Genomic DNA, 13,843 nt, shown 5'->3' on the forward strand with positions numbered 1-13,843 from the left:
AAACGTCCCTATGTTGTCATCAAGAGTCTCTTCAACAAAAAAATCGCTTGAGAACGAAGATCGATATCAAGATCCTCGTCTCTACTGTCAATATCGCAACCTACTCAAGCTAAAACAGCAAGCGAGAGGATTTACCCTGCTTCCTCGTCAACAATCAGGAAGTCTATTGGCGGGTAGACATCAATCTAAATTTCGCGGTCGCGGACTCAATTTTGAAGAGTTACGCCACTATCATGCTGGAGATGATATTCGCTCCCTTGATTGGCGTGTAACGCTACGCACCGGTAAACCTCATATTCGTGCTTACAGCGAAGAGAAAGATCACAATGTCATTATCTGCGTAGATCAACAGCAGAGTATGTTTTTCTCCTCGGTTGATACCATGAAGTCAGTGGTTGCTGCGGAAATTACTGCGCTAATTGGTTGGCGGGTTATCGCGGATAATGACCGAGTGGGCGCATTGATCTTTAATGAACATCAACAACACTGGTTTAAATCACAACGAAGTGCCAATCAAATGATGCGAATTTTAAAAACCGTTGAGACGTATAATCAGCAGTTGCATGCAGAAAATTCAATAGCGGGTGCTAGTCAGCCATCGCCAGCAAACTCGATAACGGATTCGATAAAACTATCTTCACCATTTTCACAGGCTCTACAACGGATTTATCAATCACAATTTAAAGATTCTGTGATTATTTTGATCAGCGACTTTCAACAGATGAACGCCACCGACTTACAAAAAATGAAGCGCTTGCAATATCACAATGATCTTCTCTGTATTCAAATTTCAGATCCATTAGAGCAATCGTGGTCAAAAATGCATCCTGATTTTTCTCAACACGCTTTTATTGCCAGTGATGGGCAATTACAGCTCAATATTGATGCTAAAAACCCTCGTTTAAAAGGAATTGAAACTCACTTTGAGCAACTCAGTCAGTCTTTATCTAATCTTTTATCGATTCAACAACTTCCTCTGATTAGCTTAGATACCGCAGGTGATCATCAAAAAGCCTTTAAATCTGCCTTGGGAGGTCGTTAATGAGCAATGAAAACCCAATAACCACCAGCAGTTATATGTTAAGAGACTTGGTCGAGATAAAAACACCCGAATCGATAAGTTGGATGCCACAAACGGTTGGCTGGCAAGTGCTTGCTATTCTTACATTGCTCCTCACTGGTTGGTTTATTAGCTATAAAATCAAGCAATGGTACCGTAATCGCTATCGTCGAGAAGCCATCGAAGCGATGAATCACCTGAATTCATCTCAGCTTTCAGTTCAGAAAACAACTCAGCAATCTATTGGTATAAATCAAGATGCAGAAACGGAATTAAATAAAGCAGAGGCGAGCTTGGATTTTAATTATCAACTCTCTCGTATCATCAAAATAACAGCTAATTATGCTTATCCAAATTCAGGGGTTAACCAATTAATGGGCGAACCGCTGCTGATTTTTCTTGATAGCAAAATGAACAAAAAAACCAATCAATTAAATAGTGAAGAGGGGCAATTGTGGCAACAGAGGCTTCTATCCCCATCAGCCCCCTCTTTAACTGAAGAACAACAACGACAATTAATTAAAGCGTTAATCTATTGGTTACAACACCATAAAAGTGAGCTGTCATGATAGAGTTTACTCATCCTTGGCTATTGGTTTTACTGCCTCTGCCCTATTTTGTTTATCGATTTTCACCCGCTTATCAAACTCAACGTTCTGCGGTTAAAGTGCCATTTTTTCAACTATTAATCACTATTCTTGAACAGAAACCAAGCTCTGGAGCTGTTCGATTGAGTGCAAAATGGTGGCAAAAACTGACATTAGCCCTCTCTTGGTTACTGCTCGTTATCGCGATGATGCAACCGATGTGGTTAGGTAAACCTCAAACTCGTGAGCTAACCGGCCGCGATGTGATGGTGGTGGTCGATCTCTCTGGCTCCATGGATACCAATGACTTTATTGCTCCTGACGGCAAAAAACAGTCCCGTATTGATGCAGCGAAAAAAGTATTAGGTCAATTTAGTGAAAACCGAAAAGGCGACCGTTTAGGGTTAATTTTATTTGGTGATCACGCCTATCTGCAAGCGCCTTTTACCGCCGATCATCAAGCGTGGTTAGCACTACTAAATGAGACCCGTGTTGCGATGGCAGGCCAAAGCACTCATCTTGGTGATGCGATTGGTTTAGCCATTAAAGTGTTTGAAGAGGGCGAGGATTTAACTGACAGCTCAAAAACCATTCAGGATCAGCAACCACAAAAAGTCGCGATTATTTTAACCGATGGTAATGATACCGATAGTCTCGTTCCACCGATTGAAGCAGCAAAGATTGCAGCAAGTCGAGATATACGTCTTCATATGATTGCGATGGGAGATCCACAAACGGTCGGTGAACAAGCCCTTGATATGGCGGTGATTGATCGTGTTGCTAAAATTACCGGTGGCGAATCTTTTCAAGCTCTATCACCTGCAGAACTGCAACGCATTTATCAACAAATTTCAAAATTAGAGCCCGAAGTGTATAACAGTAGCCATTATCAACCGAAAGTGAGTCTTCATTATGTGCCACTTATCGCTTGCTTATTGATCTACCTGCTCGCTTTCACTCTCTCTATTCTCAATACAAAGCGAAAGTCATAATGTTTGATTCAATTTTTTGGCAACAATTTCACTTTATGCGCCCAGAGTGGTTATTTTTATTGATCCCCTTTTCACTGCTGCTGGTGTGGCGGTGGAGACAAGAACAACAAGAGACGCTCAGTAAACAACTCCCTGAACATCTTCTCAAAGCGCTGACGGTGGGTGATAGTGGTTGGAAGAAACTGCTACCTTTAAAACTACTCTATCTAATTATTCTTCTTGGGGTTATTGTCGCTTCAGGTCCAACGTGGCAACAGCAACTCTCTCCTTTTGGTGAAGATAAAGCGCCACTGGTGGTCGTTCTAGATAACTCGTCATCGATGCAACAAAAGGACTTACCACCCAGTCGTCTTATTCGAGCAAAACAGAAAATTGAAGATCTTTTGACGTTAAGGTCAGGCGGCAACACCAGTTTAATTGTCTATTCAGGCAGTGCGCATTTAGCAATGCCTGCCACTCAAGATAGCGATGTTTATAAACCGCTGCTTCATGCAATTAAACCAAATATCATGCCAAGAAAAGGGAAATTTGCCGAGTACAGCTTGCCGCTCATTGATGCTGAATTTAAAAATAGCCCAACCTCAGGGACAGTGCTGTTAATTACAGATGGTCTCGGATCACAAACCGTACAGAAATTTAGTGACTATTTTGCTCACTCAGATCATCAACTGATTGTTTTTTCAATTGGAAATAATGAAAAACTGTCCGATATTCCAATGGATTATACTGGGCTCAAACGATTAGCGGATCAAAGTAACGGAGAAATCATCACCATCAGCGTTGATAACCAAGATATTGAATCGATCAATAAACAGATCACTCGTCATATGTTATTAAGCTTAGATAAATCGCTGCCATGGAAAGATGTTGGTTATTACCTATTATTCCCTCTCGCGGCGTTATTCCTGTTGTGGTTTAGAAAGGGTTGGCTGGTTCAATGGTGTTTAGCATCGATGTTGATTCTTGGATCTTCTGCGCCCAATCAAGTTCAAGCCGCTGAATGGCATTTTGCTGATATCTGGCTAACTGCCGATCAACAAGGCCAATGGTATTATCAACAGCAAGATTACCTTACCGCAGCTGAACGATTTATCGATCCATTATGGAAAGGGGTCGCTTATTATCAAGCCCAAGAGTATAAGAAAGCCCACAGTTATTTTATGCGCGTTGATTCGCCAGAAGCGTTATTTAATGCCGCCAATGCCCTCGCCCACCAGCGAGAATATATTGCCGCCAGAGATCTGTATAAAGTATTAATAAAAGCAACTCCTGATTATCCTAATGCAAACCATAATCTGAACGTATTACAGAAGATTATCGATGACATCAATCTAATGAGTGAGAGTCAAGCAAATACCGAGAATGAGGCATCTAGAGAGTTAGGTGATGCCCCTAAAACCTCTGATGGTGCAGAAGAGAGGGTGGCAAAAGAGTTTATTATGGAAGATCCCCTCACCGCAGAACAGATATTACAAGATGAGGCGTTAAACCAACGTTGGATGAATCGTGTTGCGACTGACCCATCTCGTTTTTTAGCCACCAAATTTCAGATCCAACTCAATCAAAAGAGTGCAACCTCTTCACAAATTGAAGCAACATTATCAAATCAGGAGAACAATTAATGCCTTATTCGATAAGATCACACCTAATTCGCACCCTATCATTCTCTTCAATGAGATGGTTTGCAATGCATTGGCTTTTAGTGGCTTGGTTGACTGTGACGGTGCTATTTTGTCGTACTGCATCAGCCACAAATATCCAAGAACTCAGTCAACAAGGGCATGTGACGATTAATAGTTGGTTGGATAGCAAAAAGAATGTTGCCACAACCGAGCAAGTGAAACTGTATATTGAACTAGGCACAGATCGATGGTTTAGTGCTGGCACTCGTATCCGTGATCTAGAGCTAAAAAATGCCATTGTTCTACAACGCAACAAACTGGCCACTAACTACACAAAAAAAATCAACGGTAAAACTTGGACAATGCAGCGTTGGGAGCTCACTATTTATCCACAAAAAAGTGGGCAATATCAGATCCCACCGATTGCGGTTTCGCTGCAAGTCTCAACCGAGAGTTCGGGAAATGTTCGCGGGGTGCTCGTCACGCAACCGATGACTTTTAGTGCTAAATTACCCTCTCCATTTATTACTGATGAAACGCCGTGGGTAGCCGCCTCTAAACTAGCATTAACCCAAAAATGGTCATCTAATATTCAAGATGAAAAGTTAAAGATTGGTGATGCTATCGAGCGCACCGTCATGCTAAAAGGCACAGATACCACAGCGATGCAGTTTCCGGCTCTTAGCCCAAATTGCCAAGATCATTCTCAAAACTCTATATTATCCAACAACAGTCATCAAACATGTGGAACCGATGTCTCCCGACTCTATCAAGATCCAGCCATAATCAAAGATGGGCAAACACGAGGTAATTACACGGGACAAAAATCGGTAAACTTCACCTATCTTATCGAAAAAAGCGGTGAGATAACGATTCCTGCAATCACTATTCAATGGTGGGATACCAAAAATAAGCAGTTAGTGCCCCTTACCATTGCAGGACAAACATGGTCAATCATCCATACTCCAGCCAGTTTTATTAAAGCCTATTGGCTGGTATTAACTCTGCTATTGATTGTGGTTATATTCCTGATCTATTTAATCTTATCATTACGGAAGAGATATAAAAATCAACAACTGCCCGCTTGGATTAATTACCGATTAGCATTGAAAAAAGCCAATTACCCTCTGGCGAGATTACTTCTCTACCGTAAATTGTATCAGGCTAATAAGCAGCAACAATTAAGCCGCTATCCATCAGGTAATAAAGATTGGAAAAATGATTTGAAAGCATGGAATCGACAACAATTCTCCGCAATAAAAGATGAAAAAGATTTTAGTAAGAAGAATACTGGTAATAATACAAGAACCCAACCATCAGAGAGACTTTATAAAGCCTTGTGGCAGCAAATTAGAGCAGCGAAACAAAGAAGGTTTGCTAAATATACAATCAAAAAAGCGTTACCCGATCTTGATTCAGGAGCCGATGATAGGAAATAATTTATTATCAGATAAAAATGCCCAAAGTGATTACCCTTGGGCATTTATACTAATTAATAGATTTAGTTTTTAATGAGTTTTAAACCTTGTAACGAAACTTTCAATTCATCAATACCATTAACTTGGACTGCATAAATACCTAAACTTTTTGCTGCCTCAACATTACTCAGGTTATCATCAAAAAATAGTATATCTTCAGGTAGAACGTCCACTTGAGAAAGGACGTATTGGAAGACATTAATATCTGGCTTTGCTTTATGCATAAGATGAGAAGCAAAGATCGCCTTGCTATAATCCTTTAATTTAAACTCATCAATTAATCTTGGCCAGTGTGTTTCATTCGTATTGGTTAACACGACAAGTTGAAAGTTTCTCTTTAATTCATTAAGGAGTTCAGGCGCACCTGAGTAAAAACCTTTAGGCCATGCACGAAACGCAGCTAGCGTCTCTTCTACCGTTGCATTCAACGTTAATGCTTTATTCATTCCTTGAGCAAACTCTTGTTCACTGATCAAGCCTCGTTCGAATTTCATCGCTAACGGAGAATGAAAATAGTCAGCTAATTGGAAACTATTCCCTTCGTTATGCCATGAAGTAGGAAATAAATTTTCGCCCAACTCAATTAAAACACCTCCGAGATCAAACAAGATAACTTTAAATTTTTTCATTAACTTCCACACCTTAATATTTATTTTTTATTCGTTAAAGACTAGAACAACGTAACAAATTAACGTCCTCCAACCAATTCAGATCTTAACGTTTTATAAGGTGTCTGTGACGAGAGCCAGATATCTATGAAATGTTGGGAGAATTCGCTATCTAAAACCTGACCTATTGATACCCCATTATAATAAAAATGACTCTTACCTTGCTTATCTATTATCAAGGTTATTTCATCGCCATCACTCACATCAGGGAAAATAGTATTGAGCTTCTCTAACCATTGTACTTGATTCGGATGGCTTAATTTTTGTACTTGCCATTGATCAAGTGTTGCATCGACTAAATCTTCACTGTCTATGCTCCGATAATAGCGAATATTTAATTTAAGTGGCCACTGTTGATTGCTTGGTTGATCTAAATAACGCCCAGACAAAGAGTATAATTTTACTTTATAAATCTTAAATATAAACCAACGAAATGTAGTCTCCCCCACTTTAAGCATTGATTGATCATATAACTGCTCACTGGATTGCGTAATTAAATGCTTATCTCCGATGATTTTAGGGCTATCGGTTAAATGATGACTTTTTGAATTAGTTCCGTCTGGTGATTCACTCTTTGAATAGGGTAACTCAGTAGATGATAGTGTTGAAAGTGATGTTGAATTAGCATCAGCAGCAGAAAGTTCCAACGACAACAGAGCGAATACAAGAGCAAAAAACTGCGCCAGCAACACCACTAATGATCGTTTCAACCTTAATTGCGCACCTTGGGGTTTTCTTTGGTTATCTTTATCAAGTTTGTCTGCTGAACTTGTATTTACCGGCTTATCTAAAGTAGACGATACGGGAAGAAATCTACTGACTTTTCTTTGAATCATCATAAATAACACTAAAGAAATCAACCAAATGGTTCCAACAATCGTTAATGTGATGCCAACACCTTTATCGAAACTCACTGCCCCTAACTTTGATGCAGCAAAGTAGTTCGCTGAACCAACAACCGCGCCAAGTAGCGCCAGCCATATCATCGGCAATCGATTGAGCCAAACTAGACTATAATTCAAAGCAATCGCAAAGTGTAACCAGATCATCACTAAAAATAGTGGCATAATCTGTTGAGAATAAAAGGTAAAATAGCCAAGCTGAGCAAGTGTCGCATCAATCAAGATTCCAATCGAAGCCACCAGCAACATCACTAATATGTCTCGTCGCCATGCTCCTAAAAAGTAATAACTCAACGTCAGATGTAAAAAAATAGAGAAGAGAAATAACAGAGCAGATGTTTCAGGGGCAAGAACGGCAATAAACCAAACGCCCTGAAACCAAACAGCATTTAGGAAAGGAAAAACAGGATTAACCCATTGATTAATATCGTACCTAGACATAATTCCCCTTATCTAATTTGCTGTTTATAAACTGATTCCTAAAATAATTGGGACGAATTAAATAAGTCGTTACGGTTATATACCTAAAATAATTGGAGTTGCTAGTAGGCGGCAAGCAAGTGAAGCCCCATGAGTATAGAGGTTCTATATGATTGGGGTGAACGAGCGACGCCAACAACCTAGCAGCTTCAAGTATGAGGGGTATAAATCTAGCTTATCGACTTTAAGTGATACGTAAATATCACACGATTAATGAGTCACTCGATACAATGGCTTTTCACTCACCATATGTACTGTACTGATTTTACGCTCCAAAAATCCACCTTCACAATAGCTAAAATAGAAACGCCAGAGACGAATAAAATCATCACCGTAACCCAACTCTTTTAGCTCACTCTCTTTCTCATTAAACCGCTTTTGCCACTCATTAAGTGTTTTAGCGTAATCAATACCAATATCATGAATTTCAGTAATTAACATATCAGTACGGTCTCTGACTTTTTCACTCATCACGGACACTGAGGGTAAAAAACCACCGGGGAAAATATACTTTTGAATAAAATCGACCCCGTTCTTATAGCTTTCAAAACGTTGATCGGCAATAGTAATCGCTTGTAGCAACATTTTTCCGGTTGGTTTTAGTAAGCTATTACATTGGTCAAAGAATTGATCGAAATATTGATACCCAACCGCTTCAATCATCTCAATAGAGACTAACTTATCAAACTGCCCTGTTAACAATCGATAATCCTGTTTTAAAAGGGTCACTTTATCGTTTAATCCCAGCTGTTCAACACGGGCTTTGGTGTACTCATATTGCGCATCAGAAATTGTGGTAGTAGTAACATTCACACCATAATATTTAGCAGCATGAATCGCCAAACCACCCCAACCAGTCCCGATCTCAAGTAAGGTTTCATTCTCTTTTAATTCTAGACGCTGGCAAATCAGATCCATTTTATTGATTTGCGCCTCTTCTAATGTACTGGTTTCAGAAGGATAAATTGCACTAGAGTAAAGCATGTTACTATCAAGGAACAGCTTGTACATCTCATTGCCCAAATCATAATGCGCTAAAATGTTCTTCTTAGATCCCGCTTGGCTGTTGTGATTCAATTTGTGCTCAAGCAAACTACCCCATTTAATCAACTTACTAAAACCGCCTTCAACTTGATCACAGGTTCCTTGTTCTCTTGCCATCACTCGAATCACTTGGGTTAAATCTGGTGTACTCCACAATCCATCAATAAATGCTTCGCTGGCACCAATATCACCTCCCAAGGCTATTTTCTGATAAGCTCTTGGATCATGAATAATTATCGTAGCAGTAAGGTGTACACCATCAATATGTTGCTCGTTTAAACCAAATACAAATTGTCGGGAACTATCTTTAATCTCTTTAGACGAATTAGATAAAATAAAATCTTCAATAATGACTAATTTAACTTGTTTAAGAGACTCTAGAGCCTTAAATAAACTTTTACGGAATAGCGTTTCAAGAAGCGTTAACTTTCTTGCTGATTGGTTTAGATTACGAGTTGTTTGCGCTACGTCATTCATCTTATTCTCCTAACGCTCAGGATGAGAAACAAAGGGAATTTTTTTGAGAAAAATCTTTAGAGCTTGCCAATAAATTCCAATAACTATTTTTACGGTCATCAATGGAATTTGGATCACTTGTTGTTGAATATTTTTTGTCATTAATGGCTCTCGCTTCATTAAAAGTGTCGCATCAAATCGCTTAACCGACTCTTTTTTATCACCAAATCCATTTAATTTCGGGTCTATATCATGATTTTCTAAATGGAGGAAAAAATGCTCATCTGGAGACTTTATTTTCCAATGATAGCGCATAGAGAGCTCCATGAAGGGAGAAACATGAAATGCTTTGTCGACAATCTGCTCACTATCCATATCAATACGGTAATAATGGCGTTCATTCCAAGGCGTATTACTCACCTCTGCCAACAAGGTCACCAACTGATCTTGTCTGTTATAACAATAATAGAGATTGATTGGACTAAAATAGATCCCAAAGCAGCGAACTTGACCGACAAATAGTACCCGACCTTGATTCGATTGATGATTTAGCACTATAGAGTGGCTCGTTGCAGGAATTTCTCTAACTTTATTCCAAACCCGTTGTTTTAGACTCAATTCCGTGTTTTTTATCTGGTTATCGACAACATAGTCAGATGAATTAAACCATAACGGATTAATTAATCGGTGAAAATAGCTCAATTGATTAGAGAACGAAAGCCAACTAAACCTCTCTCCCTGATTTTTTTTGTAGTGATCTATCTCATCAAGATCGAGCGCTAGAAAAAACATCGAATATTCAAAGCGGTGTAATTTGGGTAAAAATCGTCGATGGCGAACTTTCCCTCGATAGAGACAAGAGTTCCTCCATAACTCATCAGATAAAGTCACTGTCCTTTTAGCTCGACTATCGAGCTGCTGAGTTAACCCTGCTCGACGATTCATGGTTATAAACTCGTATCTGAAAGAGTAAGACCAAAACGCCGACAAATATCTAATGCACTTTTCACCCCGTCTTCATGAAAACCGTTATACCAGTACGCTCCTGCAAAATGGGTGTGATTATGACCACATATCTCCTCTCTGCGTTGTTGGGCTGAAATGGTATTTTGATTAAAAACAGGGTGATCATAAAGATAACGACCGAGGACTTTATCTGGATCAATTCGATGACCATTATTTAAACTGACACAAAAAGTGGTATGGTCGGTCGTCAATCCTTGCAAAATATTCATATTATAAGTGACATAAGTTGGACGACGATTATCAGAAGTATCTAATGAATAATTCCAAGCTGCCCATGCTAATTTCGCTTCAGGTAACAGTGATTCATCGGTATGGAGCACCACCTCATTCTCTTGATAAGTAAGCATCGAGAGGATCTCATCCTCTAGCTCGCTCTTATCTACTAACATTTTCCGACTTTGATTACTGTGTGACGCTAAAATGACCTCATCAAACATTTGCGCTTCATTATCATTGCCATTGATGGTTAATTTGACTTGTCCATTGACTCGCTCAACTTTTGTTACCGCCGAATTTAACTGAACAATAGATTCGATATCTTTCAATAAAAGAGGTATATAGGTTTTAGACCCACCAGGAATCACCGACCATTGTGGACGATTAGTAATATCCAATAAACCATGATTATAAAAAAACTGAATGAAGAATTTGAGAGGAAAAGCACGCATATCATCCAAACTTGCAGACCAGATAGCGGCACCCATCGGTAAAATATAATGCTCAGCAAAATATTGGTTATAATTATGGTTTTCTAGAAAGTCACCAAGGGTAATATTAGTGAGTTGTGAAACTTCACCACTGTTATAAAGTAATTTACATTGATGATTAAATCGAAGAATAGAACGAATTAAAAACAAGAACTGCGGATTCAATAAATTACTACGCTGAGCAAATAAAGAATTAAGGTTATTTCCGTTGTACTCTAAACCCGTATGAATATTTTTGACACTGAAACTCATTTCAGTCTCTTGACCTACCAAACCAATTTTCTCTAATAAGCGATTAAAGTTTGGGTAAGTACGGTCATTAAAGACAATAAATCCAGTATCAATATTCCAATCACGTCCCTCAGCATGGACGGTTTTAGTGGCGGTATGCCCACCAATATAGTCATTCGCTTCAAATAATGTCACTGCATGTTGTTTAGATAACAAATGCGCGCAAACTAGACCTGATATTCCACTTCCCACTATCGCAATTTTCTTCATTTCTTCATCCTGTTGGCTAAATTCGTCCAAAAAAGGCTTGGTAAGTGCGCCATAATTTTTAAGAAGAGAGTAAATCCATAAGGAAAACGGATCTCTTTTTTTCGGCTAGCTAAACCATCAATAATTGCATTTGCAGCTTCTTGGGCTGTTATTAAGTTTGGCATAGGAAAGTCATTTTTGTCGGTTAATGGCGTTTTGACAAATCCCGGTGCAATATAGCTAATCTGACAACGCTCAATGGGAATATCTAGTTGTAATGTTTTAGCAAGGTAGTGAATCGCCGCTTTACTGCTACCATAAGCTTCAGCTCGAGGGAAAGGAACATATGCCGCACTTGAACCCATTAATGAGAGCTGCCCACCTATCTTAATCTTTGGTAGTAGAGCCGCAATAGCGTACCCCACTGAAATAACATTCGTCTCGATGACACGTTGAAACAGAGCACCATCAAAATTGATCGCATCATTGATATACTCACAATTCCCTGCATTTAAAATCACTAAATCCAGTTCGGTTTGCTGGGACAATTTCTGTTCTAGTTGAGAATAGTCGGTGAGTTCAATCTGTAATGGTGTCACCGAATAATGATCAACTAAATGATCGAGTTTAGAAATGTTACGTCCACATGCGATAACTTGGTTGCCTGCTTTACCATACGCTTCAGTTAGCGCCAATCCAATTCCCGATGTTGCTCCAGTGATAAGAATTTTCATCTTGGACTCCTCTTACGACGGTGACCCTTTCTCGTTCTTTAAACAACGTAGTCGAACAATAAAAGGATCACTTTCTAATAAAGCATCGTTGTAAACGGGTTGATTAACCGATTAACACCTTGAGTAAAAGAGATTGGCGCATTCTGCACTGTGTAGCAAAGACAACCTTCTGTGGTTTTAGGTGAATGACTACATTTTTCATCTAACCAAATAAAGTCACCAGCTTGATATTCACCACACTGATCTCGAAAACTTCCTGACAATAAAAGCGTCAATTCAAATCCTTGATGTGTGTGTTCAGGAATTGCTTTATTCGCTTCTATATAAAGAAGGTTACTACGCAATAGATTATTTTGATTTAGCGAGGCTCTACTCACTCCTGCGATTTGTTTCCATTCTTGGATATCGTAATTATTTAGTGCTTTTGGCAAGGAGAAATATTTCCCTTGTACCTTAATTTCTTTAGGTTCTTGAGGTGAAAGTATTGTTGGCTTTTGCTCCGAAGAGAAAATATCATCAAGCAGAATATCGAAATTAACATCTAAAGCATTCGTTGAAGTTAATGATATGTCATCTTCAGTAAAAAAGGCTTGATGTGCTTCCTGCTGGGTAAGGAGTGTGACTTGTTCATTGCACTGTTCACAAAGCTCGCAATGAGCACTCACTGCGATTGCTAAGGATTCATCAAGTTCACCTTGCACAAATAATGTTAACAACTCAAAAGTTGGATGATGCTTAATTAAGGCCATAACTTAACTCCTTTCTCAATCGACTCAGCCCTAAACGCAGACGTGACTTAATTGTACCAAGCGGAAGGTCTAACCGTTCAGCCAACTCCTGTTGAGTTAACCCTTGGAGATAGATACCATCAATAATATGTCGTTGTTCCTGCGGTAACTGTTGAATTTTATTTTTCAATTCATGAGATTGCTGCCAATCTATTGGTGATTCTTCGACCTTATTTTCATAAAGAGGCCAAATGTCATAACTTATACAATCTTCACGATTACTCTGCATCTTACGCAACATATCGAAACATTGGTTTCGCATGATGGTATAAATCCAACCACCAGCATCACCTCGACTTGCATTATATAATGCCGCCTTGTGCCACACCGTCATCATCGTCTCTTGTACTAACTCTTTTGCCATCTGACTATGTTGAAAACGCTTGAGCCCAAATTGATAAATTCGTCCTGTGGAAAGATGAAAAATCTCGGCAAAAGCTTCCCGATCCTGAAATTCAGCGACCCGCGACAGGAGTTTATTCAATCGCTGTTGTTCATCTTGTTGATGATTATCTGAATTGCTTATTGAGTTGGTCATTTTATACTCGATACTAACAACTCTTCGCAATAATGTAGTCGTGTCCATATTCATCCAGTATTCACCTCTGTTCAGACTTAGACCTTTGTCACCGACTAGCAACTTCAGTAACATTAGGTATAAATTGAGTTGGCTAGCTATATCAAAGATTTCATTGTGTTTTCCGAAAACGATGGGTGGAGTAAATTTTAATGACACTAACTATTACGCATTTAAGAGTTAAAAGGATCACGCCCTATTTTAAAATTACTTAATTAAAATTAGTCCTCTTCATATCTTTA

Annotated in this window: 13 protein-coding genes; 5 read left to right on the forward strand and 8 right to left on the reverse strand. The window is 39.1% G+C overall.

What is annotated here, in order from left to right; genetic code table 11:
- Positions 1 to 10: 10 nt before the first annotated feature.
- The 5 genes from L0B53_RS15200 (at position 11) to L0B53_RS15220 (ending at position 5,700) form a co-directional block, all read left to right on the forward strand.
- Entirely contained in the window at positions 11 to 1,042 is a 1,032-nt protein-coding gene (locus L0B53_RS15200) for a DUF58 domain-containing protein (RefSeq protein WP_235060450.1), read from the forward strand.
- On the forward strand, positions 1,042 to 1,629 hold the full coding sequence (locus tag L0B53_RS15205) for a DUF4381 domain-containing protein (protein ID WP_235060451.1): 588 nt from the start codon (positions 1,042 to 1,044) through the stop codon (positions 1,627 to 1,629). Before L0B53_RS15200 ends, L0B53_RS15205 begins: the two co-directional genes overlap by 1 nt.
- Complete coding sequence (locus tag L0B53_RS15210) at positions 1,626 to 2,639, forward strand: VWA domain-containing protein (protein ID WP_235060452.1); 1,014 nt, start codon at positions 1,626 to 1,628, stop codon at positions 2,637 to 2,639. The genes L0B53_RS15205 and L0B53_RS15210 overlap by 4 nt, the downstream gene beginning before the upstream one ends.
- Complete coding sequence (locus L0B53_RS15215) at positions 2,639 to 4,261, forward strand: VWA domain-containing protein (RefSeq protein WP_235060453.1); 1,623 nt, start codon at positions 2,639 to 2,641, stop codon at positions 4,259 to 4,261. The genes L0B53_RS15210 and L0B53_RS15215 overlap by 1 nt, the downstream gene beginning before the upstream one ends.
- Positions 4,262 to 4,326: 65 nt before the next feature.
- A complete protein-coding gene (locus L0B53_RS15220; protein WP_235060454.1) occupies positions 4,327 to 5,700 on the forward strand; it encodes a BatD family protein in 1,374 nt (457 codons plus the stop codon).
- Positions 5,701 to 5,762: 62 nt separating this feature from the next.
- On the opposite strand, the gene L0B53_RS15225 is transcribed toward L0B53_RS15220, so the two are convergent.
- The 8 genes from L0B53_RS15225 to L0B53_RS15260 form a co-directional block, all read right to left on the reverse strand.
- Positions 5,763 to 6,368: an HAD family phosphatase gene (locus tag L0B53_RS15225; protein WP_235060455.1), complete on the reverse strand. Its 606-nt coding sequence runs from the start codon at positions 6,366 to 6,368 to the stop codon at positions 5,763 to 5,765.
- A 59-nt stretch (positions 6,369 to 6,427) separates the two neighbouring features.
- On the reverse strand, positions 6,428 to 7,750 hold the full coding sequence (locus tag L0B53_RS15230; protein ID WP_235060456.1) for a DUF2878 family protein: 1,323 nt from the start codon (positions 7,748 to 7,750) through the stop codon (positions 6,428 to 6,430).
- 249 nt (positions 7,751 to 7,999) lie between these two features.
- Entirely contained in the window at positions 8,000 to 9,310 is a 1,311-nt protein-coding gene (locus L0B53_RS15235) for a cyclopropane-fatty-acyl-phospholipid synthase family protein (protein WP_235060457.1), read from the reverse strand.
- A gap of 9 nt (positions 9,311 to 9,319) precedes the next feature.
- Positions 9,320 to 10,234 carry a DUF1365 domain-containing protein gene (locus tag L0B53_RS15240; RefSeq protein WP_235060458.1) on the reverse strand — a complete coding sequence of 305 codons (915 nt, stop codon included), beginning with the start codon at positions 10,232 to 10,234 and terminating at the stop codon, positions 9,320 to 9,322.
- A 2-nt stretch (positions 10,235 to 10,236) separates the two neighbouring features.
- Entirely contained in the window at positions 10,237 to 11,523 is a 1,287-nt protein-coding gene (locus L0B53_RS15245) for an NAD(P)/FAD-dependent oxidoreductase (RefSeq protein ID WP_235060459.1), read from the reverse strand.
- Positions 11,520 to 12,236, reverse strand: coding sequence for an SDR family NAD(P)-dependent oxidoreductase (locus L0B53_RS15250; protein WP_235060460.1), 717 nt, complete (start codon positions 12,234 to 12,236; stop codon positions 11,520 to 11,522). The genes L0B53_RS15245 and L0B53_RS15250 overlap by 4 nt, the downstream gene beginning before the upstream one ends.
- Before the next feature lie 74 nt (positions 12,237 to 12,310).
- Entirely contained in the window at positions 12,311 to 12,985 is a 675-nt protein-coding gene (locus L0B53_RS15255) for a ChrR family anti-sigma-E factor (protein WP_235060461.1), read from the reverse strand.
- On the reverse strand, positions 12,972 to 13,562 hold the full coding sequence (locus L0B53_RS15260) for a sigma-70 family RNA polymerase sigma factor (protein WP_235060462.1): 591 nt from the start codon (positions 13,560 to 13,562) through the stop codon (positions 12,972 to 12,974). Before L0B53_RS15260 ends, L0B53_RS15255 begins: the two co-directional genes overlap by 14 nt.
- Between the last annotated feature and the right edge of the window lie 281 nt (positions 13,563 to 13,843).

Origin of the sequence: Vibrio sp. SS-MA-C1-2 (assembly GCF_021513135.1) — a bacterium.
Taxonomy (GTDB): domain Bacteria; phylum Pseudomonadota; class Gammaproteobacteria; order Enterobacterales; family Vibrionaceae.

Coding starts and splice junctions, on each gene's coding strand:
- L0B53_RS15200 (WP_235060450.1), top strand. CDS start 11: ATGTTGTCATCAAGAGTCTCTTCAACAAAAAAATCGCTTGAGAACGAA.
- L0B53_RS15205 (WP_235060451.1), top strand. CDS start 1,042: ATGAGCAATGAAAACCCAATAACCACCAGCAGTTATATGTTAAGAGAC.
- L0B53_RS15210 (WP_235060452.1), top strand. CDS start 1,626: ATGATAGAGTTTACTCATCCTTGGCTATTGGTTTTACTGCCTCTGCCC.
- L0B53_RS15215 (WP_235060453.1), top strand. CDS start 2,639: ATGTTTGATTCAATTTTTTGGCAACAATTTCACTTTATGCGCCCAGAG.
- L0B53_RS15220 (WP_235060454.1), top strand. CDS start 4,327: ATGCATTGGCTTTTAGTGGCTTGGTTGACTGTGACGGTGCTATTTTGT.
- L0B53_RS15225 (WP_235060455.1), bottom strand. CDS start 6,368: ATGAAAAAATTTAAAGTTATCTTGTTTGATCTCGGAGGTGTTTTAATT.
- L0B53_RS15230 (WP_235060456.1), bottom strand. CDS start 7,750: ATGTCTAGGTACGATATTAATCAATGGGTTAATCCTGTTTTTCCTTTC.
- L0B53_RS15235 (WP_235060457.1), bottom strand. CDS start 9,310: ATGAATGACGTAGCGCAAACAACTCGTAATCTAAACCAATCAGCAAGA.
- L0B53_RS15240 (WP_235060458.1), bottom strand. CDS start 10,234: ATGAATCGTCGAGCAGGGTTAACTCAGCAGCTCGATAGTCGAGCTAAA.
- L0B53_RS15245 (WP_235060459.1), bottom strand. CDS start 11,523: ATGAAGAAAATTGCGATAGTGGGAAGTGGAATATCAGGTCTAGTTTGC.
- L0B53_RS15250 (WP_235060460.1), bottom strand. CDS start 12,236: ATGAAAATTCTTATCACTGGAGCAACATCGGGAATTGGATTGGCGCTA.
- L0B53_RS15255 (WP_235060461.1), bottom strand. CDS start 12,985: ATGGCCTTAATTAAGCATCATCCAACTTTTGAGTTGTTAACATTATTT.
- L0B53_RS15260 (WP_235060462.1), bottom strand. CDS start 13,562: ATGACCAACTCAATAAGCAATTCAGATAATCATCAACAAGATGAACAA.